This is a genomic window from Bradyrhizobium sp. SZCCHNR2028, assembly GCF_032380995.1.
Taxonomy (GTDB): Bacteria; Pseudomonadota; Alphaproteobacteria; order Rhizobiales; family Xanthobacteraceae; genus Bradyrhizobium.
This window is the reverse complement of sequence record NZ_JAUHJF010000030.1, coordinates 29,032-50,656: the sequence shown is the minus strand read 5'-3', so window position 1 is coordinate 50,656 and position 21,625 is coordinate 29,032. Positions and strand designations below refer to the sequence as shown.

At 65.9% G+C, this 21,625-nt stretch carries 18 protein-coding genes; 14 read left to right on the top strand and 4 right to left on the bottom strand.

The window, feature by feature from the left end; genetic code table 11:
* Positions 1-36: 36 nt before the first annotated feature.
* Entirely contained in the window at positions 37-2,454 is a 2,418-nt protein-coding gene (locus tag QX121_RS29515) for a phosphoketolase family protein (protein WP_315813709.1), read from the bottom strand.
* A gap of 190 nt (positions 2,455-2,644) precedes the next feature.
* Between QX121_RS29515 and QX121_RS29510 the strand changes: the two genes are divergently transcribed.
* From QX121_RS29510 to QX121_RS29495, 4 genes are all read left to right on the top strand, one after another.
* On the top strand, positions 2,645-3,823 hold the full coding sequence (locus QX121_RS29510) for a PA0069 family radical SAM protein (RefSeq protein WP_315773972.1): 1,179 nt from the start codon (positions 2,645-2,647) through the stop codon (positions 3,821-3,823).
* A gap of 30 nt (positions 3,824-3,853) precedes the next feature.
* Positions 3,854-4,303, top strand: coding sequence for a VOC family protein (locus QX121_RS29505; protein ID WP_315757057.1), 450 nt, complete (start codon positions 3,854-3,856; stop codon positions 4,301-4,303).
* Positions 4,304-4,378: 75 nt separating this feature from the next.
* Complete coding sequence (locus QX121_RS29500) at positions 4,379-5,233, top strand: ribonuclease HII (RefSeq protein ID WP_315813708.1); 855 nt, start codon at positions 4,379-4,381, stop codon at positions 5,231-5,233.
* A 209-nt stretch (positions 5,234-5,442) separates the two neighbouring features.
* On the top strand, positions 5,443-6,951 hold the full coding sequence (locus QX121_RS29495; protein WP_315739955.1) for a glycosyltransferase family 39 protein: 1,509 nt from the start codon (positions 5,443-5,445) through the stop codon (positions 6,949-6,951).
* Positions 6,952-7,073: 122 nt separating this feature from the next.
* Here the strand turns inward: QX121_RS29495 and QX121_RS29490 are convergent, their stop codons facing one another.
* A complete protein-coding gene (locus QX121_RS29490) occupies positions 7,074-7,895 on the bottom strand; it encodes a uracil-DNA glycosylase (protein ID WP_315757113.1) in 822 nt (273 codons plus the stop codon).
* Between the two features lie 303 nt (positions 7,896-8,198).
* Here QX121_RS29490 and QX121_RS29485 point away from each other — a divergent pair, with 303 nt between their 5' ends.
* The 3 genes from QX121_RS29485 (at position 8,199) to QX121_RS29475 (ending at position 12,967) form a co-directional block, all read left to right on the top strand.
* On the top strand, positions 8,199-9,857 hold the full coding sequence (locus tag QX121_RS29485; RefSeq protein WP_315757060.1) for an electron transfer flavoprotein-ubiquinone oxidoreductase: 1,659 nt from the start codon (positions 8,199-8,201) through the stop codon (positions 9,855-9,857).
* 241 nt (positions 9,858-10,098) lie between these two features.
* On the top strand, positions 10,099-11,895 hold the full coding sequence (locus QX121_RS29480) for a tetratricopeptide repeat protein (RefSeq protein ID WP_315773965.1): 1,797 nt from the start codon (positions 10,099-10,101) through the stop codon (positions 11,893-11,895).
* A 169-nt stretch (positions 11,896-12,064) separates the two neighbouring features.
* Entirely contained in the window at positions 12,065-12,967 is a 903-nt protein-coding gene (locus QX121_RS29475; RefSeq protein ID WP_315813707.1) for a 4-(cytidine 5'-diphospho)-2-C-methyl-D-erythritol kinase, read from the top strand.
* A gap of 306 nt (positions 12,968-13,273) precedes the next feature.
* Here the strand turns inward: QX121_RS29475 and QX121_RS29470 are convergent, their stop codons facing one another.
* Positions 13,274-14,284, bottom strand: a complete 1,011-nt coding sequence (locus QX121_RS29470) for a polyprenyl synthetase family protein (protein ID WP_315739959.1) — start codon at positions 14,282-14,284, stop codon at positions 13,274-13,276.
* Between the two features lie 136 nt (positions 14,285-14,420).
* Here QX121_RS29470 and QX121_RS29465 point away from each other — a divergent pair, with 136 nt between their 5' ends.
* The 6 genes from QX121_RS29465 to glyS all read left to right on the top strand — a co-directional run bounded on the left by QX121_RS29465 (position 14,421) and on the right by glyS (position 20,509).
* On the top strand, positions 14,421-14,648 hold the full coding sequence (locus QX121_RS29465) for a DUF2007 domain-containing protein (RefSeq protein WP_315739960.1): 228 nt from the start codon (positions 14,421-14,423) through the stop codon (positions 14,646-14,648).
* Positions 14,641-15,405, top strand: coding sequence for a tRNA1(Val) (adenine(37)-N6)-methyltransferase (locus QX121_RS29460; RefSeq protein WP_315813706.1), 765 nt, complete (start codon positions 14,641-14,643; stop codon positions 15,403-15,405). The genes QX121_RS29465 and QX121_RS29460 overlap by 8 nt, the downstream gene beginning before the upstream one ends.
* 242 nt (positions 15,406-15,647) lie before the next feature.
* The gene (locus QX121_RS29455; protein ID WP_315813705.1) at positions 15,648-16,550 is read left to right on the top strand and encodes a S49 family peptidase; all 903 of its coding nucleotides are present in this window, start codon (positions 15,648-15,650) and stop codon (positions 16,548-16,550) included.
* A 106-nt stretch (positions 16,551-16,656) separates the two neighbouring features.
* Complete coding sequence (locus QX121_RS29450; protein ID WP_315739963.1) at positions 16,657-16,848, top strand: hypothetical protein; 192 nt, start codon at positions 16,657-16,659, stop codon at positions 16,846-16,848.
* A gap of 134 nt (positions 16,849-16,982) precedes the next feature.
* On the top strand, positions 16,983-17,921 hold the full coding sequence (locus QX121_RS29445) for a glycine--tRNA ligase subunit alpha (RefSeq protein WP_315813704.1): 939 nt from the start codon (positions 16,983-16,985) through the stop codon (positions 17,919-17,921).
* A gap of 353 nt (positions 17,922-18,274) precedes the next feature.
* Positions 18,275-20,509, top strand: coding sequence for a glycine--tRNA ligase subunit beta (gene glyS, locus QX121_RS29440; protein ID WP_315813703.1), 2,235 nt, complete (start codon positions 18,275-18,277; stop codon positions 20,507-20,509).
* A 259-nt stretch (positions 20,510-20,768) separates the two neighbouring features.
* Here glyS and QX121_RS29435 read toward each other — a convergent pair whose 3' ends face one another.
* Positions 20,769-21,122, bottom strand: coding sequence for a DUF1236 domain-containing protein (locus QX121_RS29435; RefSeq protein WP_315717233.1), 354 nt, complete (start codon positions 21,120-21,122; stop codon positions 20,769-20,771).
* A 250-nt stretch (positions 21,123-21,372) separates the two neighbouring features.
* Between QX121_RS29435 and QX121_RS29430 the strand changes: the two genes are divergently transcribed.
* Positions 21,373-21,528 carry a DUF3096 domain-containing protein gene (locus tag QX121_RS29430; protein WP_012042558.1) on the top strand — a complete coding sequence of 52 codons (156 nt, stop codon included), beginning with the start codon at positions 21,373-21,375 and terminating at the stop codon, positions 21,526-21,528.
* Positions 21,529-21,625 lie beyond the last annotated feature (97 nt).

Genomic DNA, 21,625 nt, shown 5'->3' with positions numbered 1-21,625 from the left:
AAGGTGCCGCGTTGCTGGAGCTCGCGCTTGGCTGGTTCAGTCGCCCGCCTGTGTCGGCGTGGTGTCGCCGGCGCTGTTCGGCCAGACCCAGTCGCGGATCGCCGGCATGTCCTCGCCATGCGCCCGGATGTAGCGGGTATGCTCGATCAGCGCATCGCGAAATTTCTGCTTCACATGGGCCGCGGACACGCTGAGGCCGGGCACGCGTTCGATCGCCTCGATGGCGAGGTGGAAACGGTCGAGCTCGTTGAGCACGACCATGTCGAACGGCGTCGTCGTGGTGCCTTCCTCGATGAAGCCGCGCACATGCATGCCGGCATGGTTGGTGCGGCTGTAGGTGAGGCGATGGATCAGATACGGATAGCCGTGATAGGCGAAGATCACTGGCTTGTTGGCGGTGAACAGGCTGTCGAAGTCGCGGTCGCTGAGGCCATGCGGATGGTCCTGCTTCGGCTGCAGGGTCATGAGATCGACGACGTTGACGACGCGGATCTTCAGGTCGGGCAATTCCTTGCGCAGGAGGTCGACGGCTGCGAGCGTTTCCAGGGTCGGGACGTCTCCGGCGCAGGCCATCACCACGTCGGGCTCTTCGTCGGCGGGCTCGGTGCCGGCCCAAGACCAGATGCCGATGCCGGCGTCGCAATGCGTGGCGGCGTCCTGCATCGACAGCCATTGCGGCGCGGGCTGCTTGCCGGCGACGATGACGTTGATGCGGTCGTAGGTGCGCAGGCAATGGTCGGCGATCCACAACAGCGTGTTGGCGTCCGGTGGGAAGTAGATGCGGACGATATCCGCCTTCTTGTTGGCGACGAGGTCGACGAAGCCGGGATCCTGATGGCTGAATCCGTTATGGTCCTGCCGCCAGACATGCGAGGTCAAGAGATAGTTCAGCGACGCGATCGGGCGCCGCCACGGCAGCTCGCGTGACACCTTCAGCCATTTGGCATGCTGGTTGAACATCGAATCGATGATGTGGATGAAGGCCTCGTAGCAGGAGAACAGGCCATGGCGGCCGGTGAGCAGATAGCCTTCGAGCCAGCCCTGGCAGAGATGCTCGCTCAGCACCTCCATGACGCGGCCGTCATGCGCCAGATGGACGTCATAGGGCTCGATGCCCTCCATCCACACGCGCTCGGTGACCTCGAACACCGCATCGAGCCGGTTCGACGCCGTTTCGTCGGGACCCATGATGCGGAAGTTTCGGGTCTTCGCATTCAGCGTGATCACGTCGCGCAGGAACTTGCCGAGCTCGCGCGTCGCTTCAGCGATGGTCTGGCCTGGTGAGGACACCTCGATCGCGAAAGCTTGATAGTCCGGCAGCTTGAGCTCGCGCTTGAGCAGACCGCCATTGGCATGCGGATTGGCGCCCAGGCGTCGCTGCCCTTTGGGCGCCAGCGCCTGCAACTCCGGCCTGAGGCGGCCATGGGCGTCGAACAGCGTCTCCGGCTCGTAGCTCTTCAGCCAGGCTTCGAGCAGCGCGAGATGCTCCGGCTTGCTGCGGGGGTTGGCAATCGGCACCTGATGGGCGCGCCAGAAGCCTTCGACCTTGAGGCCATCGACCTCCTTCGGCCCGGTCCAGCCCTTCGGGCTGCGCAACACGATCATCGGCCAGCGCGGGCGTTGGATCGTTGCATCCGGCTGACGCGCATTCTGCTGGATGGAGCGGATGCTCGCGAGCGCAACATCGAGCGCGTCCGCCATCTGCCGATGCATCGCCTTCGGCTCCGCGCCTTCGACGAACAGCGGCTCGTATCCGTAACCTTCAAACAGGCATTTGATCTCGGCATCGCCCATGCGGCCGAGCACGGTGGGATTGGCGATCTTGTAGCCGTTGAGATGCAGGATCGGCAGCACCGCGCCGTCATGGGCCGGGTTCAGGAACTTGTTCGAATGCCAGGAGGCGGCGAGAGGGCCGGTCTCGGCCTCGCCGTCGCCGACCACGCAAGCCACGATCAAATCGGGATTGTCGAACGCCGCACCATAGGCGTGGACCAGCGCGTAGCCGAGTTCACCGCCTTCATGGATCGAGCCCGGCGTCTCAGGCGCGGCATGGCTCGGGATGCCGCCGGGGAAGGAGAACTGCCGGAACAGCTTGCGCAGGCCATCGGCATCGCGCGTGATCTCCGGATAGATCTCGCTGTAGGTGCCTTCGAGATAGGTGTTGGCGACCATGCCCGGACCGCCATGGCCGGGGCCGCAGATGTAGATGACGCTGAGATCCTGCGCCTCGATGGCGCGGTTGAGATGGGCATAGATGAAGTTCAGGCCGGGCGTCGTCCCCCAGTGGCCGAGCAGGCGCGGCTTGATGTGCTCCGGTTTCAGCGGCTCGTGCAGCAGCGGATTGTCCAGCAGATAGATCTGCCCCACCGAGAGATAATTCGCCGCCCGCCAGTAGCGATCGAGCAGGTCAAGATCGTCGGCCGGGGTGGTCTGTTGGGGAGAAGTGATCTGCATGGGACCTCGCTTGCCTTCCGCTTCGCGCCTGCGGGATACTGTATGAGAGTAACGCCGCACCGTCCTGTTCCAGCGCAGCTGCAGGATAGAACGGGAATGTGATGGCTGGCCTTGCGCCCGTGCAGAGCATGCGTGCGCTTTTGTTCTATTTTGTTCTTGTAATGTTCTGTTTGCGTGCTATGTCTTGGCCATGAGCCGAGCATCTTCACATGCCCTCAAGCGCCCGCCGGTCCCGGTGCCCTCCGAGCCGGCGGGCGCGCCTTCGTCAGGTCCTGGGAAGGACTTTCCCGAACTCGCGGTCGCCATCGAACGGGGCCGGCGCCGCGGCCGGGGTGCCCAATCCAACGCGAGCGGTCGCTACGAGGCGGAGGCCCGCGTTGTCTTCGATGATGGCTGGCAGAGCCTCGAGGAGCTGCCGCCGTTCAAGACGACGGTCGCGACCGACACCTCGCGCAAGGTCATCACCCGCAACGACTCGCCGGACATCGGTTTCGATCGCTCGATCAATCCGTATCGGGGCTGCGAGCACGGCTGTGTCTACTGCTTCGCGCGGCCGACCCATGCGTTTCTCGGGCTGTCGCCTGGTCTCGACTTCGAATCCAAGCTGTTCGTGAAGCCGGATGCGCCCGCGCTTCTGGAGAAGGAGCTCGCGGCCAGCGGCTACGATCCGCGGATGATCGCGATCGGCACCAACACCGATCCCTATCAGCCGATCGAGCGCGAGCGGAAGATCATGCGCGGCATCCTCGAGGTGCTGGAAAAGGTTGGCCATCCCGTCGGGATCGTCACGAAGTCGGCGCTGGTGATGCGTGATGCCGACATCCTGGCGCGGATGGCCAAGAAGAACCTGGCGAAGGTCGCGATCTCCGTGACCACGCTGGATCCGAAGCTGGCGCGCACGATGGAGCCGCGGGCCTCGACGCCGTCGAAGCGGCTGGAGGCGCTGCAGGCGCTGTCCAAGGCTGGCATTCCGACCACGGTGATGGTGGCGCCGGTGATCCCGGCGCTCAACGACAGCGAGATTGAGCGCATTCTCGATGCCGCCGCCCATGCCGGCGTCAAGGAAGCGGCCTATGTGCTGCTGCGGCTGCCGCTCGAGGTGCGCGACCTGTTCCGGGAATGGCTGCTCGAGCATTATCCCGACCGCTACCGCCACGTCTTCACCCTGATCCGCGACATGCGCGGCGGCCGCGATTACGACTCGCAATGGGGCACGCGAATGAAGGGGACAGGCCCGATGGCCTGGATGATCGGCCGCCGCTTCGAGATCGCCTGCGAGAAGCTCGGGCTGAACAAGCGCCGGACCAAGCTGACGACCGATCATTTCGTCCGGCCGAAGGGCGGCGGCCAGCAGCTCAGCCTGTTCTGAAGCGTGCGGAGAGTAAGTGGAGAGTAGGTGATGAGCGCACAAGCGAGCGTTCCGCGGTTCACCGTCATCACACTCGGTGTGTCCGAGATGCGGCGGAGCATCGCCTTCTATACATTGCTCGGCTTCGTCCGAAAATTCCGCGCGACCGGCGAGGCCGTGGCATTCTTCGAGACCGGCGGGACGGTGCTGGCGCTGTACCCGTGGGGCGCGCTCGCCGATGACGCGGGCGTGCCAGACGCACCGCGCCCCCAGGCGTTCCGAGGCGTGACGCTGGCATGGAACTGCCGCTCGGAGGCTGAGGTCGATGCGGCGCTCGCGTCGGCGGTGGAGAAAGGCGCGATGCTGCTGAGACCGGCGCAACGGACCGACTATGGCGGTTATAGCGGCTATTTCTCCGATCCGGACGGTCATGTCTGGGAAGTGGTGGTCGCGCCGGGGATTGATGTCGGCGAGGATGATCGAGTGCATCTGCCGGCGTAGTCGGTCGCCGGCAGGGGGCGAATAGCGGGGAATTGAGGCCCGTTCGGGTTGCGCCGCCGCCAGCCGTTTCGCACCATGGCGGCCATGATTCGCGATCAGTCAAAGAAGCCGGGCAGGGCGAAAGCAGCGAGCCGTGCCGTGGCGAAGAGCGCCCCTGCAAAGGCCGCGACCAAGCCTGCTGCCCCGGGTGCTGCCGGCAAGTCGGGCGCCAAGCTCGGCAAGGGCGTCATCGCGGTGGCGCCGCCGAGCTTCCGGCGTGAGCGCGCGCTGTTGAAGCAGGGGGTCTGGCCGGTCGCGGGCTGCGACGAGGCGGGACGGGGGCCGCTGGCCGGTCCGGTGGTCGCTGCGGCCGTGATTCTCGATCCTGCGCGCATCCCCAGGGGTCTCGATGATTCCAAGCGCCTGAGCGCGGAGCAGCGCGAGGCGCTGTTCGACAAGATCTGCAAGACGTCGGCGTTTGCGGTGGCCGTCGCATCGCCGGCGCGAATCGATCGCGACAACATCCTGCGTGCCTCGCTCTGGGCGCTGTCGCGCGCCGTGAGGGCGCTGCCCGAGGCGCCGAAGCACGTCTTCGTCGACGGCCGCGACCGCATCGACGTCGATTGCGGCTGCGAGGCGGTGATTGGCGGCGATGGTCTGGTGATGTCGATTGCGGCCGCCTCGATCGTCGCCAAGGTCACGCGCGACCGGCTGATGTGCGCGCTGGCGCAGGATTGCCCGGGTTACGGCTTCGAGCAGCACAAGGGCTATGCTGTGCCGGAGCATCTCGCCGCGTTGGACCGGCTCGGCCCCTCGGTGCATCATCGCAGCCTGTTCGCGCCTGTCGTCGCCGCCCGGCGCAAGCATCAGCCGTGGACCGATGTGCCGGAGCCGGATCTTTTCGCGGAGGTGACCGTGGTGACATCCACCGAAATCTCGTTCGAGGTCTGATGCAGGTTGCCTCGCGGGCGCCGCGGTCTTAATAGTTTTGGTCAGCCAGCCAGCACGAAGTGTCACCCCTCGCAGCAGGGGCGGTGTTGTGCGCCCCGATCGTGCGGTATCGATTGCGGGCGTCGGACAGCGAGGCTGCTGCGGATGAGCGACGGTCCTGCCGGCCTCCTCGACGTCCTCAGCGATTCAGCCAAGCGATCCAGCCGTTCATGCGTTTCACGTCACTGGTTGTCGAACTGATCCGCGCAAGGCCGCGGCTGGTCGTCGTCATCGTGGTGCTGTGCCAGGCCCTGATGTGGCTCGGCGTGGCCATGCTGTTCTATCGCAGTCCACCCGGCCAGCTTGCCACCACCATCGCGTTCGGACGCGAGTACCAGGTCGGCACCGATCTCGGCCCGCCGCTGTCGTTCTGGCTGTCGGACATCGCCTATCGCCTCGCCGGCAACCACCTGTTCGGCGTCTACGTGCTGGCCGTGCTGTGCTCGGCCCTGGGTCTGTGGGTGATGTATCTCCTGGCGGGGGCGATCGTCGGCGGCCAGCAGGCGGTGCTCGCCGTGCTGCTGACCATGACCATCACCGCGTTCGGTGCACCCACGCTGGAATTCGGTCCGGAGGTGCTGGCGCGTCCGCTCTGGGCGCTGCTGCTGCTCCATAGCTGGCGGATTCTCGGCGAGGGCCGGCGCAACGCCTGGTTTGCCTGGTCGATCGAGGCCGGCCTGCTGCTGCTGACCACCTCGGCCGCGGCGGGCCTGCTGCTGCTGATCGCCGGCTTCGTGGTCTCCACCGCGCAGGGCCGCCGGGTGCTGCGCTCGTTCGATCCGCTGTTCGCGCTGCTGGTGGTGCTGGCGCTGGCGCTGCCCTACCTCATCTTCGTGCTGCGCGCCGACAGCGTCGGGCTGCCGGCGCTGCCCGTTCTCGCCGAGCTCTCGGTGCGCGCCTGGCATTGGCTCGCCTTGGCTGGCGGGGCGCTGCTGGCGATCTCGGCCATGGTGCTGCTGGTGCTGCTCGACGCCAGCTGGATCAGCCGCAGCGAGACCGACGCCCCGATCATCTACCGCCGTTCGGTCCCGCCGCTCGCCCGCGACTTCGTCTATTGCTTCGCGATCGCACCGGCCCTGGCGGGCAGCCTGATCTCCGGCCTGTTCGGTCTGCCCACGGTGTTCGGCGGCGTCGCCGTCACCTTGACGATGGTCGGCCTCGCGCTGGTGGTCGCGTCCGGCGATCTGATCTATCTGCGCCGTCAGCGGCTGCTGCGCACGGTGTGGGCGGCTGCGGTCGCTGCACCCGCGGTTTTCGTTGCCGGCAGCGCCGTGATTCAGCCCGTGATCGGCGAGGGCGAGGTCGCGACGTCGATGCCGGCCCGCGACATCGCCCGCTTCTTCGTCGAGAGTTTTGAGCGCCGTACCAACCAGCGGCTGCAGGCGGTCGCCGGCGATCCGCAACTCGCCAGCCTGGTCGCGCTCGGTCGCCGCCGCGCGCATCTGTTCCTCGATGCCACCCCGCAGCGGACGCCCTGGGTCACGCCGGCGAAATTCGCCGAGAGCGGCGGCGTCGTGGTGTGGCGCGCCTCCGACACGGTCGGCACCCCACCGCCTGACATCGCCCAGCGCTTTCCCGGGCTGGTGCCGGAGGTGCCGCGCAGCTTCGACTGGCTGATCAACGGCCGCCAGCCGGTGCTGCGCATCGGCTGGGCCATCGTGCGGCCGAGGGGGCCTTAGCGCTTTCCATGCGAGCCGTCATTGCGGGGAGCGAAGCGACGAAGCAATCCAGGGCTGCGCGCGTGACTCTGGATTGCTTCGCTGCGCCGCTGCGCTCGCAATGACGGAAGCGAATTGGGTCCTCAGACCGCTATCACCGTCGCGATTGCGCGCAGATCCTGCCAGGACAGCCGCTTGTAGGACGGCGAGCGCAACAGATAGGCCGGATGGAAGGTCGCGATCGCGCGGATCGTCCGCTTGCCGGTGTCGTAGTCGCGCCATTTGCCGCGCACGCGCATGATGCCCTCGGTCGTACCGAGCAGCGACTGGGTCGAGGGATTGCCGAGCGTCACCAGCACATCGGGATCGACCAGCTCGATCTGGCGGCGAATGAACGGCAGGCAGATCTGCGTCTCCTGCGGCGTTGGCGTACGGTTGCCGGGCGGGCGCCAGGGAATGACATTGGCGATGTAGACCTTGCTGCGGTCGAGCCCGATCGCGCCGATCATGCGGTCGAGCAGCTTGCCGGAGCGGCCGACGAATGGCAGGCCCTCGATGTCCTCGTCGCGGCCGGGCGCCTCGCCGACCAGCATGATGCGCGCCTGCGGATTGCCGTCGGCGAACACCAGCCGCGACGCCGTCTGCTTCAGCGCGCAGCCGTCGAAAGTCTCCAGGAGCTCGCGCAGCGCCTCCAGCGTCGGCGCCGTCCGCGCCGCCTCGCGGGCCGAGGCGACGGCCGCTTCCGGCGGAGGCGGCGGTTCTCCGCGCGGCGGAATGATCGCTGGCGCGGCCGGCCGGCCGGGCTGCGCCGCCACTTGACGGGCGGCGGGAGTCGCGGCGGGAAACGAAACCGCCTCGGGCTCGACCAGCCGGTTGATCGGCTCGTCGGCCAAGGCGCAATCGACCCCGGCCTCCAGATAGAAGGCGAGCAGTTGCCGGACGTCGGGGAGGGGCTCGGGGGTCATCATGATCGATCGCCGCGGCAGTGTACGCTGCCTCGGCGCATGGCGGAATGCATTTCGGTGGTTGTCCTGCCCCGAAAAATCGGAAACAAGAGTTTGGAATAACCCAAAAAGGGACGGAACGCCCTAGTGTTCCGGCGCCAGCCGTCGCTCCCCCTCCGGACCAGTCTTCAGCGAACGGTCAACGCCTTCAGGAACCCTAGTTAAGTCATTGTTGCCATTGCAGCTCCGGGTTTGACCTTTGCACGCGCCAGGGGGCGGCAGAGGTCGGGTCCCCTGCACCGGCCGGGCCTGAGATCGAGAGAGATGAGCACCGAAGAATTACCTCCGCGCGAATCCATGGAGTTCGACGTCGTCATCGTCGGCGCCGGCCCCTCGGGCCTGTCCGCCGCGATCCGGCTGAAGCAGCTCAATGCCGACCTCAACATCGTCGTGGTCGAGAAGGGCTCCGAGGTCGGCGCGCACATTCTGTCCGGTGCGGTGATCGATCCGGCGGCGCTCGACAAGCTCATCCCCGACTGGCGCTCGGACGACGATTGCCCGCTGAAGACCCAGGTCAAGGTCGACAAGTTCTTCTGGATGACCGAGAGCAGCGCGATCTCGCTGCCCGGCTTCGCGATGCCGCCGCTGATGGACAACCATCACTGCTACATCGGTTCGCTCGGCAATGTCTGCCGTTGGCTGTCGCGCAAGGCCGAGGCGCTCGGCGTCGAGATCTATCCGGGCTTCGCGGCCACCGAGGTGCTCTATGACGAGCAGGGCGCGGTGCGCGGCATCGCCACCGGCGACATGGGCATCGGCAAGGACGGCAAGCCGAAATCCTCGTTCACGCGCGGCATGGAGCTGCTCGGCAAGTACACGCTGTTCGCGGAAGGCGCGCGCGGCAGCCTGTCCAAGCAGCTGATCGCGAAATTCGCATTGGACGCCAAGAGCGAGCCGGCGAAATTCGGCATCGGCCTCAAGGAGGTCTGGCAGATCGATCCTGCCAAGCACCAGAAGGGGCTGATCCAGCATTCCTTCGGCTGGCCGCTCGACATGAAGACCGGCGGCGGCTCGTTCCTGTATCACTACGACGACAATCTCGTCGCAGTCGGTTTCGTCGTCCACCTGAACTACGACGATCCCTATCTGTCGCCGTTCGAGGAATTCCAGCGCTTCAAGACGCACCCGTCGATCCGCGGCGTGTTCGAAGGCGGCAAGCGCCTCGCCTACGGCGCACGCGCCATCACCGAAGGCGGCTATCAGTCGGTGCCGCGGCTGTCGTTCGCCGGCGGCGCGCTGATCGGCTGCGCGGCGGGCTTCGTCAACGTGCCGCGCATCAAGGGCGTGCACAATGCGATGGGCAGCGCGATGCTCGCGGCCGAGCACGTCAATGCCGCGCTCGCATCCGGCCGCGCCAATGACGAGCTGGTCAGTTACGAGAACGCCTGGCGCGGCTCGCCAGTCGGCGAGGATCTGTTCAAGGTCCGCAACGTCAAGCCGCTATGGTCGAAGTTCGGCACCGTGCTCGGCGTCGCGCTCGGCGGCTTCGACATGTGGTGCAACACCCTTGGCTTCTCGCTGTTCGGCACTCAGTCGCACGTCAAGCCCGATCGCGCGACGCTTGATCCGGCCAAGGCGCATCAGCCGAAGCCTGCGATGAAGCCGGATGGCAAGCTGACCTTCGACCGGCTGTCCTCGGTGTTCCTGTCCAACACCAATCACGAGGAAGACCAGCCGGTGCATCTGAAGGTCGCCGACATGGCGCTGCAGAAGAGCTCCGAGCACGACGTCTATGCCGGACCGTCCAACCGCTATTGCCCTGCGGGCGTCTACGAATGGGTCGAGGAGGGCGCCACCCCGCGCTTTGTGATCAACGCGCAGAACTGCGTCCACTGCAAGACCTGCGACGTCAAGGATCCCAACGGCAACATCACCTGGGTTCCTCCGGAAGGCGGCGGTGGGCCGAACTACGAGGCGATGTAGCCTCGCATAACGCACGATCGCGTGAGTCGGCTGCTCCGGGGAGGGCAGCCGGCCACGATACGGCCATACTGGCGCGGTTTGACGCAGGTCACCTTCGCCAAAGGGGCTCCCGGCTGACCCGAATATCCTGCAAATCCTTGCGGTTGGCCGCCAAACGCGGCATTGTCGGCGCCTTGAAGAGCTGCCGATCGGGGTCGTGTCCGTACCGATCCGTCATTTCCAACAACCAGAGCGCACCGTGATGTTGTCAATTCGCAATCGCTGGACCGCAATTGCCGTTTCTGCCTTGCTGCTCCCCGGTGCCGTCCTGGCCCAGACGCCGGATCATCCTGCGGATAACGCCGCGAAGTTTCCGACCAGCGTCGATCTGAAGTCGCTCACCACATCGGGCAGCTATCTGGCGGCCCGCCACGCCAGCGTCGAGCGCGACGCGGCCTCGGCGGCGGCGTTCTACCGCTCGGCGCTACGTAGCGACCCGAAGAACAACGAGCTGCTCGACCGCGCCTTCATCTCCTCGGTCGCCGATGGCGACATCGACGAGGCCGTGAAGCTGGCCGAGCGCGTGCTCACGATCGACAAGGCGAACCGCATCGCGCGCCTCGTGGTCGGCGTGCAGGACATCAAGCAGAAGAAATACACAGCCGCCCAGACCAACATCAACCAGTCGGTGCGCGGGCCGATCACCGATCTCGTCGCCACCTTGCTGTCGGCGTGGGCCGCGGCCGGTGCGGGCGATTCGAAGACCGCCGTCGCCAATATCGACAAGCTGACTGGTCCCGAATGGTATCCGCTGTTCAAGGACCTCCATGCCGGCATGATCCTGGAGCTGGCCGGCAAGGAGAAGGACGCCGGCACGCGGTTCGAGCGCGCCTACAAGCTCGACGATTCGATGCTGCGCATCACCGAGGCCTATGCGCATTGGCTGTCGCGCAACAAGGATGCGGCCGCCGCGACCGCGATCTATGAAGCCTTCGACAAGAAGCTCGCGCGCCATCCGCTGGTGCAGGAGGGCCTGCGCGAGACCAAGGCCGGCAAGAAGCTGCCGTCGCTGGTCGATTCGGCGCAGGCCGGCGCCGCCGAGGCGCTGTACGGCATCGGCGCCACTTTGAGCCGCCGTGGCGGCGAGGATCTGGCGCTGGTCTATCTGCAGCTCGCGCTGCATCTGCAGCCGAATCATCCGCTGGCGCTGCTGTCGCTCGCCGATCTCTACGAGACCGTGAAGAAGCCGCAGATGGCGATCAAGGTCTATGAGCGGGTGCCGGCGAGCTCGCCGTTGAAGCGCAATGCGCAGATCCAGCTCGCCACCGATCTCGACAGCGCCGACCGCAGCGACGAGGCGATCAAGATCCTCAAGGACGTCATTGCGCAGGATCCGAAGGATCTCGAGGCGATCATGGCGCTCGGCAACATCGAGCGCGGCCGCAAGAAGTTCGCCGATTGCGCCAAGACCTATTCGCTCGGCGTCGATTCGCTGCCGGTGAACAATGAAAAGGCCAACAGCGTCTATTACTACTACCGCGGCATCTGCCTGGAGCGCTCCAAGCAGTGGCCGAAGGCTGAGGCCGACATGCGCAAGGCCCTCGAGCTGCAGCCCGACCAGCCGCATGTGCTGAACTATCTCGGCTATTCCTGGATCGACCAGGGCATCAATCTCGACGAAGGCATGAAGATGATCAAGCGTGCCGTCGAGCAGAGGCCGGACGATGGCTACATCGTCGACTCGCTCGGCTGGGCCTATTACCGCATCGGCAATTACGAGGAGGCGGTCAAGAACCTCGAGCGCGCTATCGACCTCAAGCCCGAGGATCCGACCATCAACGACCATCTCGGCGACGCCTATTGGCGCATCGGCCGCAAGCTGGAAGCCAAGTTCCAGTGGGCCCATGCCCGCGACCTGAAGCCCGAGGCCGAGGAACTGCCGAAGATCGAGGCCAAGATCCAGAACGGCCTGACTGATGATCCGGCACCCGCTGCGGCCAGCAACGACACCAAGGATACGCCGTCCGACGCCAAGAAGGACGACGGCAAGGGCGGCTAGGTCGTCCTGATTACGATGTGAGAGCCATCACGGGCTCCTCGGCTTGCCGGGGAGCCCGGATGATTTTGATGAAGGGTGTGGCGGTTGCCGGCCACGTTCGCTTCGGCCTCGGGCCGCGGCGAGTTGGCATCTGAGCTCCACCACCGAACATGCTGGGGGCATTGCGCCGATGTTGGCGTCCACGGTCACCGGCGCGCTGCAGGAGCAGGGGCGCGCCAAGGTCAATCTGACCCTGCGGGTCGTCGGCCGCCGGGTCGACGGCTATCATGATCTCGAAAGCGTCGTCGCCTTTGCGGATTGCGCGGACCAGCTCACGCTGGTGCCGGGGCCGGAGCTGAGGCTGACCACGACCGGACCTCTGGCAGAGGCCTGTGGCGAGACCACGGACAATCTGGTGCTGAAGGCGGCGCGTCTGCTGGCGGAGGCCGTTCCCGGCCTGAAGCTCGGCGCGTTCACGCTGGAGAAGGTGTTGCCGGTCGCCGCCGGCATCGGCGGCGGCTCGGCCGATGCCGCAGCGGCGCTGCGGTTGCTGGCGAAGCTGAACGGCCTGTCGCTGGACGATCCGCGCCTCACTGCGGTTGCCTTGAAAACCGGCGCCGACGTGCCGGTTTGCGTCCCCTCGCGCGCCTGCACCATGACCGGCGTCGGCGAGAACCTGCAGCCGCTTGCGCTTCCCGTCCTGCCCTGCGTGATGATCAATCCGCGGGTGCCGGTCGCGACCAAGGACGTGTTCCAGGCGCTCGGCCTGAAGCCTGGCGAGCTGCTGGTCGGCGTGACCGATGTCCTCACGGCGCCGTCCTGGCCGCAGGCCGGCGCGTCGGTCGGAGACTGGGTCGCTGCACTCGATCAGGTGAAGAACGATCTGGAGCCGCCCGCCCTGAAGGTGCAGTCGATCATCGGCACGGTGCTCGACGCGCTGCGCGCGAGTTCAGGCGTCCTGCTCGCTCGCATGTCCGGCTCCGGCGCGACCTGCTTTGCGATCTATGGCAACGTCGCGGATGCAAGGGCCGCCGGCGCTGCGATCGCAGCCGCGCACCCTGAATGGTGGGTGCATGCGGGGACGCTGAGCTAGTTTGCTGGCTCGGCCCCCGTTGCGAGCGAAGCATCGAGACTCTTTGCTGCGGCCCTGGATCGCGTCGTCGCTACGCTCCTCGCGATGCCGGCGCGCTGATGATTCGTAGGGTGGGCAAAGGCGCAGCCTGGCTGCAGCCCGGCACAAGGTTGTGGCGGTGCCGTGCCCACCGTCTGACCGCGGGGTACGACGCCCGATGGTGGGCACGGCGCCATTGCAGCGTGATTTGTCGCATCGGCTGGGCAGGGCGCCTTTGCCCACCCTACAGAACTTGCTTGGGTGACGGTCTCTCTGCAGACGGACGAACTAATGCGACCGCGCCAGGCAGAACGCCACCACCTGCTCCAGTGCCGCCTTCATCGGTGACGCCGGAAACAGCGCCAGCGCGTCGACGGCCATGGCGCCATAGTGATGCGCGCGGCTGATCGTGTCCTCCAGGGCGCGGTGCTTGTTCATCAGCCCGATCGCATGGTCGAGATCATGATCGCTGATCTCGCCGCGCTCCAGCGCCTTGATCCAGAAGGCACGCTCGCTGTCGCTGCCGCGGCGGAACGCGAGCACCACCGGCAGCGTGATCTTGCCCTCGCGGAAATCGTCGCCGACATTCTTGCCGAGCTTGGCGGCCTTGCCGCCATAGTCGAGCACGTCGTCGACGAGCTGGAAGGCGATGCCGAGATTCATGCCGAAAGACCGGGATGCGGCCTGCTCGGCCTTGGGACGGTCGGCGAGCACCGGGCCGACCTCACAGGCGGCAGCGAACAGTTCCGCCGTCTTGCCGCGGATCACGGCGAGATATTCGTCCTCGGTGGTTGCGGTGTTCTTGGCGGCGGCAAGCTGCATCACCTCGCCTTCGGCAATCGTGGCTGCGGCGGCCGAGAGAATGTCGAGCGCGCGTAGCGAGCCGACCTCGACCATCATGCGGAACGCCTGGCCGAGCAGGAAGTCGCCGACCAGTACGCTGGCCTCGTTGCCCCACAGCATGCGCGCCGACAATTTGCCGCGGCGCATTTCGCTCTCGTCAACCACGTCGTCATGGAGCAGCGTCGCCGTATGCATGAACTCGACGGCCGCGGCGAGCTTGACGTGACCATCGCCGGTGTAGTCGGTGAGATGCGCCATCGCCAGCGTCAGCATCGGCCGCAGCCGCTTGCCGCCGGAGGAGATCAGGTGGTTTGCGACCTCCGGGATCATCGTGACGTCCGAGCCGGTGCGCGACAAAATCGTAGCGTTGACCCGTTCCATGTCGGCTGCGACCAGCGCGACCAGCCCATCGATGGAGGCTCCCGATGGACTCTCGAAAGGTACGATAACCGCCACTCTGGTCTCCGATTTTGCTATGCTCGAAACGACAATAGAAACTGCGGCCGCAGGCGGCAAGGGCAGACACGGAACCTTGACCCGAGCCGTCTTGACCCGAGCCTTCTTGACCCAAGCCCGCATGGAGACATAACGATTGAAGGAATTGGTTCGGACCAATGATATCGTGCTGGTTTCGGCGATAGGGGCGCTGCTCGACGGCGCCGACATCCATCACCTCGTGCTCGATCAGAACATGAGCGTCATCGAAGGCTCGCTCGGCATCCTGCCGCGCAGGATCCTCGTGCACGAGGACGACAATCTCCAGGCTCGGCGGCTTCTCACCGACGCCGGTCTGGCGCATGAACTGCGCCCTGATGAGTGACGCTGTCGACATTTCCGAGGATGCGGTGCTCGGCGGCCAATTGCGGCTGCGGCAGCCCACGACGGGCCATCGTGCCGGCCACGATGCAATCCTGCTGGCGGCGGCGACGGCCGCGCGTTCGGGCGATCGCGTGGTCGATCTCGGTGCCGGCGTAGGGACGGCCGGGCTGGCCTTGGCCCGGCGCGTCGGCGGTCTCAGCTTGACGCTGGTCGAGCGCGAGCCGGATCTGGCGTGCCTCGCGCGCGACAACGCACGCGCCAATGCCTTGCCGGCGGAGGTCGTGGTGCTGGACATCGCCGCGGACGCGGCCGCTTTCGCTGCCGCAGGGCTCGGGCCCGACAGTGTCGACGTCGTGCTGATGAATCCGCCGTTCCACGATGCCGCGCGCCACCGCGCCTCGCCCGACGCCGCGCGCGCGACCGCGCACATGGCAACGGCGACGACGTTGGAGATCTGGACGCATGCCGCGCGGCGGATGCTGAAATCCGGTGGCGTGCTGACCTTGATCTGGCGGGCCGATGGTTTGAGCGAGGTTGTCGCGGCGCTGGCGCGTGGCTTCGGCAGTCTTGCCGTTCAACCGGTTCACGGCCAAGCGGGCAGACCGGCGATCCGTATCCTGGTCAGGGCTGTTAAGGGAGGGCGGGCGCCGACCCAGATTCTTGCCGGAGTGGTGCTGAATGAGGCGGCAGGCGTGCCGAATGACGAGGCCGTGCGTGTGCTGTCGGGCCAGGGGGCGCTGGCTTTGAGCACCCCCTGAACGGTTGATCGAGGTCGGGCGTTATTGCGTCTGAGCTTCTGACTGGCGTTCGGTTACCGTCGTGAAACGGATCGCAGTCAATAGAGTACCGATCAGCAGCATCAACAGGTAGACCTTCATGTATTCCTCCGCCGCACTCTGCACCTTGGCTCGCCGTGCGATTGCCCAGGAGATTGCAAGGCTCGTTCCAGCCCTTTGAATGGCAGCGGCGCGATAAAAAGTGGTTAATCCGAGGTAACAGGATGGTGGACAATTTGACACAACCCAGCGATGCGGCCGGGCTCTTCGATCGCCTGAAGGCGCTGCTTCCGGCGCGGCTGCGCGGCGTACCGGTGGTGCCGGTCGTCCGCCTGTCCGGCGTGATCGGCGCAGTGACGCCGCTGCGGCCGGGGCTGACGCTTGCGGGCGTCGCCAAGGTGCTGGAGCGCGCCTTCTCCATGCGCAACGCCAAGGCCGTGGCGCTGGTGATCAATTCGCCCGGCGGCTCGCCGGTGCAGTCGCGCCAGATCTATCTGCGCATCCGCCAGCTCGCCGCGGAGAAGAAGCTGCCGGTGCTCGTGTTCGTCGAGGACGTCGCGGCCTCCGGCGGCTACATGATCGCCTGCGCCGGCGACGAGATCTTCTGCGATCCCTCCTCGATCCTCGGCTCGATCGGCGTGGTCGGCGGCTCGTTCGGGCTGCAGGACCTGATCAAGAAGATCGGCATCGAGCGCCGGCTGTATACGGCCGGCGAGCACAAGGCGATGCTCGATCCGTTCCTGCCGGAGAATCCCGACGACGTGGCGCGGCTGAAGAAGATCCAGCGCGAGATCCACGCGCTGTTCATCTCGCTGGTCAAGGAGAGCCGCGCGACCCGGCTGAAGGGCGCCGACGATGTGTTGTTCACCGGCGAGTACTGGGCCGGCGACAGCGCCGTCACGCTGGGGCTGGCGGACGCCATCGGCGACCTGCGCGCGGTGCTGCGCACCCGCTTCGGCGACAAGGTCGCAACGCCTGTCGTGGCGCCGGCGGCCGGCCTGTTGTCGGGTCTGCTCGGCCGCCGCGCCGCGGGCGCCGGCAGCCTGGGATTCGGCTGGACGGGGCTGGCCGAGGAGCTGATCTCCGCGGCCGAAACCCGGGCGATCTGGGCCCGTTTCGGGTTCTAGACTGGAGGTCGCGCCATTTCGCCCCTCGCAATCCGGATTGCGGGGGGAACCGGGATCGGCGACAATGGGAATCGGGGTGGCTCTGTTCATGAACGAGGATCGACCAATGCCGCCGTTCGTTGCTTTCGCGGGTATGCTGGGCGGGCTTGCCGTGGTTCGCTGGGCCTACAAGGCCGCTCAGAAGATCAACCGGGAGCTCGAAGAGGCGCGACTGTCGCGCGTCGCCGAGGCCGCGCAGACAGCCGAGATCAAGACTCTGCGCCGCGATCCCGTCACGGGCGCCTACCGGCCGGGCTGACGCGAGCCGCTGATCTTCGAACGACGGCACGTCGCCGCCGTTCGGAGACGGAGACCCTATTGCCTTGATTCCTGATGTCCCCGCCGATACGGTCCGCGCGCTTTTCCGACGCCTGCGAAAGACCGATACCGACGATGGACTCGCTACCTCCGCACATGCGCCCCGAACGTTCGTTCCAGGGCTTCATCCTGGCCCTGCAGCGGTTCTGGGCCGAGCAGGGCTGCGTGATCCTGCAGCCCTACGACATGGAGATGGGCGCCGGCACCTTCCACCCGGCGACGACCCTGCGCGCGCTTGGGCCGAAGTCGTGGAATGCCGCCTATGTGCAGCCGTCGCGGCGGCCGAAGGACGGCCGCTACGGCGAGAATCCGAACCGGATGCAGCACTACTACCAGTTCCAGGTGATCATGAAGCCGTCGCCGCCGAACCTTCAGGAGCTGTACCTGAAGTCGCTCGGCGCCATCGGCATCGACGCCGCCGTGCACGACATCCGCTTCGTCGAGGACGACTGGGAGAGCCCGACGCTCGGCGCCTGGGGTCTCGGCTGGGAGTGCTGGTGCGACGGCATGGAGGTGTCGCAGTTCACCTATTTCCAGCAGGTCGCGGGCTTCGAATGCGCGCCGGTCGCGGGCGAGCTCACCTATGGCCTCGAGCGCCTGGCGATGTACGTGCAGGGCGTCGACCGCGTCTACGACCTCAACTTCAACGGCCGCGACGGCGACGCCAAGGTGACCTATGGCGACGTCTTCCTGCAGGCCGAGCGGGAATACTCCCGGCACAATTTCGAGCATGCCGACACCGACATGCTGTTCGAGCAGTTCAAGATGGCCGAGGGCGCCTGCCGCAAATATCTCGATGCCGGTTGGCGCGAGGGCAATCGTCGGGAGCACCTGATGGCGCTGCCGGCCTACGACCAGTGCATCAAGGCGAGCCACGTGTTCAACCTGCTCGATGCGCGCGGCGTGATCTCCGTCACCGAGCGCCAGAGCTACATCCTGCGCGTCCGCGAGCTCGCCAAAGCCTGCGGCGAAGCCTGGCTGCATACGGAGGCGGGCGGGGCGGGGGCTGGTTAGAGCTTCGCGGCTCGGACGCTTCATCATTCCTGGAGCGGGAGGGGCGCTCGGGAAAATAATTCCTCATTCGCATCGAGATTTGTCTTGCAGCTCAACCTCGCAACACACGCGGTGCCTCTGCCCCCCTCCCCCTTGCGGGGAGGGGTCGGGGGTGGGGGTCCCCAGGCGAGATGCCTGATGGGTCTCCACGGCCTTGTACGTGGTCGCACATGGTCGTTTGCCGACAATGATGATCTCGGCTGTGCCAACGATGCTCCCCACGACCTTCAGCGCGCGCTGACCCCCACCCCCAACCCCTCCCCGCAAGGGGGAGGGGAGTGCAGCACCGCCAGCCCTGCGAACGAGTTCTAAATATGCCCGACCTCCTTCTCGAACTGTTCTCCGAAGAAATCCCTGCGCGCATGCAGGCCAAGGCGGCGGAGGATCTGCGCCGCATGGTCACCGACAAGCTGGTCGCCGAGGGTCTCGTCTATGAGGGCGCCAAGGCGTTCGCGACGCCGCGCCGGCTGGCGCTGACCGTGCACGGCATCCCAGCGCGACAGGCTGATCTCAAGGAGGAGCGGAAGGGCCCGCGCGTCGGCGGCGCCGATGCGGCGATCCAGGGTTTTCTCAAGGCCACCGGCCTGTCCTCGATCGAGGAAGCCACGATCCAGCGCGATCCGAAAAAGGGCGACTTCTACGTCGCGCTGATCGAGAAGCCCGGCCGTGCCACGCTCGACGTGCTCGCCGAGATGCTGCCGGTGATCGTGCGCACGTTCCCCTGGCCGAAATCGATGCGCTGGGGCAAGCGCTCGGAAAGGCCCGGCGCGTTGAACTGGGTGCGGCCGCTGCATGCGATCACCGCCACGTTCGGCCTTGAGACCGAGGAGCCGGACGTCATCGGCTTCGCCGTCGACGGCATCGAGGCGGGACAGACCACCTACGGCCATCGCTTCATGGCGCCCGCGCCAATCTCGGTGCGGCGTTTCGAGGACTATGAGGCCAAGCTTCTCGACGCCAAGGTCGTGCTCGATCCTGACCGCCGCAAGGACACCATCGTCACCGACGCCAAGCAGCTCGCGTTTGCGCAAGGCTATGAGCTGGTCGAGGACCCCGTGCTGCTCGACGAAGTCGCGGGCCTGGTCGAATGGCCGGTGGTGCTGATGGGCTCGTTCGATCCGGAGTACCTCAAGGTCCCCGGCGAGGTGATCCGCGCCACCATCCGCAACAACCAGAAATGCTTCGTGGTGCGCGATCCCAAGACCGGCGGGCTGGCGCCAAAGTTCATCCTGACCGCGAACATCGAGGCGACCGACGGCGGCAAGACCATCATCGCCGGCAACGAGCGCGTCATCCGCGCCCGGCTGTCGGACGCGAAGTTCTTCTATGAGACGGACCTGAAGACGAAGCTCGAGGACCGGCTGCCGAAGTTCGAGCAGATCGTGTTCCACGAGAAGCTCGGCACACAGGCCGCGCGCATCGCGCGGATCGAGAAGCTCGCCGCCGAGATCGCGCCGCTGGTCGGTGCCGATGCCACGAAGACCGCGCGTGCGGCGAAGCTCGCCAAGACGGACCTCCTGACCGAAGTGGTCGGCGAATTTCCGGAAGTGCAAGGCCTGATGGGCAAGTACTACGCGCTGGCCCAGGGCGAGGATGCGTCCGTCGCCGCCGCCTGCGAGGAGCACTACAAGCCGCAGGGGCCGGGTGATCGCGTGCCGACGGATCCGGTGAGTGTCGCCGTGGCGCTTGCCGACAAGCTCGACACGCTGGTCGGCTTTTGGGCTATCGACGAAAAGCCGACGGGCTCGAAGGACCCGTATGCGTTGCGCCGTGCAGCGCTGGGCGTGATACGACTTGTCGTCGAAAATGGTCTTAGGCTAAAATTGATAGACGCATGCCGGGCAGCTCATCGGCAAGTATCGTCACGAATCTTCCGGTTCAGCTCAGCTAATTTTCGGGCTCATTTTGCGACGCTCGAAGGATTGTTTGAGCCAGCGATCGCCGACAAAATTCTTGAAGCTCGCGAAGAAAGCTTTGAGAAGGCAGTGGAGCTGTTCCATTTCGAAAAAGGATCGGCAGATTGTATCAATCTGCTCACCTTCTTCGCCGACCGCCTCAAGGTGCAACTGCGCGAGCAGGGCGCGCGCCACGATCTCGTCGACGCCGTGTTCGCGCTCGGCGGCCAGGACGATCTGCTGATGGTCGTCCGCCGCGTCGAGGCGCTCGGAAAATTCCTCGAGACCGACGACGGCAAGAACCTGCTCGCCGGCACCAAACGCGCGTCCAACATCCTCGCGATCGAGGAGAAGAAGGACAAGCGCAAGTTCGACGGCACGCCGGATGCTGCACTCTACAAGCTCGATGAGGAGAAGGCGCTGGCGAAGGCGATCGGCGAGGTCGCGGCGGACGCCGGCGCTGCCGTCGCCAAGGAGGACTTTGCCGCCGCGATGCACGCGATGGCGAAGCTGCGGCCGGCGGTCGATGCGTTCTTCGACAAGGTGAAGGTCAACGATGACGACGCCAAGATCCGCGAGAACCGGCTGAAGCTCTTGAACGAGATCCGCAGCGCGACGCGTGCGGTGGCCGACTTCTCAAAAATCGAGGGCTGATCGCCCTATCGCAACGTAGGGTGGGCAAAGGCGCTGCCGTGCTATCCCCACGTCCCGCGATCGCAATGGCGCCGTGCCCACCGTCTCGCAGCGGAGTTGCTGCCGAATGGTGGGCACGCTGCCGCCTTCGGCGGCCGCTTTGCCCATCCTACAAGTTACGCGCCAATAAAAATTAGCCCTACCCGGCGGGGGGAACCGGGCAGGGCCTTTTACATCTGGCCGCTTGCGGGGGCGTTGGCGACCAAATGCAGCTCTATAACTATTCAACGACCTGAATGATCCGCCGCGATCGCGGTTCGACCAAGACAGTTTCGCCGTTGACCACGGTGTAGCGATAAGGTGTCGCACCGAAGCGCTGCGGAACGTCGTAATATGTAACACCGGACTCTGGCAGCACGGTGCCAACAACGACGCGATCGGGGATCACATAGTTGGGAACACGCTCGCGCACGACATATTCGCGAAACTCCGGCCGTCGCTCGACCGTGATCACTGGAGCGTCCTCCTCGACCACGACGCTGCGCCCGACGCCCGTCGTGTAGGATTGCGCCTGTGCGGCCGCCGGAATCACGAGTGCGGCCACGAGGGCAGCAAGGGTGAGATGGGTTCGCATGGGACGGGACTCCTGAGCTGGTGATCGCTGAGAGAAACCGGCGCGTGCCGGCACCTGCTTCCCAATGCCGGCAACAGGTCATCGTTCCGCGCAGGGCGACGTGGAACCGGCGGCATTTTTGCGGCAGATTCAGCGGTGGGGGAACCGGAACTCGTGCCGTGCGTCTCCTATTCCGCCACGATGGGCCAGGATAAAGTCCGGCCAAATCGAATCGCCCCAGCCTCGTCCTTCAATCATTCAGAGCTTGTCGATGACCCTGACCGTTGCCCATATCTCGCCGATCATGTCCGTGATCGCCGGCGTCCTGATCCTGATCATGCCGCGCCTGCTGAACCTGATCGTCGCGATCTTCCTCATCCTGAACGGCCTGATCGGCATGGGCCTGCTGAAGTGGCTGCACTTCTAGTCCCCAGGTTCTAGTCCCAAGGTCGGGAACCCCCGAGCTTGCGCCGCGGCGCCCAAAGTGGTGTAAGGCGCGCGATTTCTCCTCCCATTTGCGGATC

Coding starts and splice junctions, on each gene's coding strand:
- QX121_RS29475 (WP_315813707.1), top strand. CDS start 12,065: ATGTTGGCGTCCACGGTCACCGGCGCGCTGCAGGAGCAGGGGCGCGCC.
- QX121_RS29500 (WP_315813708.1), top strand. CDS start 4,379: ATGGCGGCCATGATTCGCGATCAGTCAAAGAAGCCGGGCAGGGCGAAA.
- QX121_RS29445 (WP_315813704.1), top strand. CDS start 16,983: ATGGACTCGCTACCTCCGCACATGCGCCCCGAACGTTCGTTCCAGGGC.
- QX121_RS29480 (WP_315773965.1), top strand. CDS start 10,099: ATGTTGTCAATTCGCAATCGCTGGACCGCAATTGCCGTTTCTGCCTTG.
- QX121_RS29495 (WP_315739955.1), top strand. CDS start 5,443: ATGCGTTTCACGTCACTGGTTGTCGAACTGATCCGCGCAAGGCCGCGG.
- QX121_RS29505 (WP_315757057.1), top strand. CDS start 3,854: ATGAGCGCACAAGCGAGCGTTCCGCGGTTCACCGTCATCACACTCGGT.
- QX121_RS29455 (WP_315813705.1), top strand. CDS start 15,648: ATGGTGGACAATTTGACACAACCCAGCGATGCGGCCGGGCTCTTCGAT.
- QX121_RS29430 (WP_012042558.1), top strand. CDS start 21,373: ATGACCCTGACCGTTGCCCATATCTCGCCGATCATGTCCGTGATCGCC.
- QX121_RS29510 (WP_315773972.1), top strand. CDS start 2,645: ATGAGCCGAGCATCTTCACATGCCCTCAAGCGCCCGCCGGTCCCGGTG.
- QX121_RS29490 (WP_315757113.1), bottom strand. CDS start 7,895: ATGACCCCCGAGCCCCTCCCCGACGTCCGGCAACTGCTCGCCTTCTAT.
- QX121_RS29460 (WP_315813706.1), top strand. CDS start 14,641: ATGAGTGACGCTGTCGACATTTCCGAGGATGCGGTGCTCGGCGGCCAA.
- QX121_RS29485 (WP_315757060.1), top strand. CDS start 8,199: ATGAGCACCGAAGAATTACCTCCGCGCGAATCCATGGAGTTCGACGTC.
- QX121_RS29450 (WP_315739963.1), top strand. CDS start 16,657: ATGCCGCCGTTCGTTGCTTTCGCGGGTATGCTGGGCGGGCTTGCCGTG.
- QX121_RS29515 (WP_315813709.1), bottom strand. CDS start 2,454: ATGCAGATCACTTCTCCCCAACAGACCACCCCGGCCGACGATCTTGAC.
- QX121_RS29435 (WP_315717233.1), bottom strand. CDS start 21,122: ATGCGAACCCATCTCACCCTTGCTGCCCTCGTGGCCGCACTCGTGATT.
- glyS (WP_315813703.1), top strand. CDS start 18,275: ATGCCCGACCTCCTTCTCGAACTGTTCTCCGAAGAAATCCCTGCGCGC.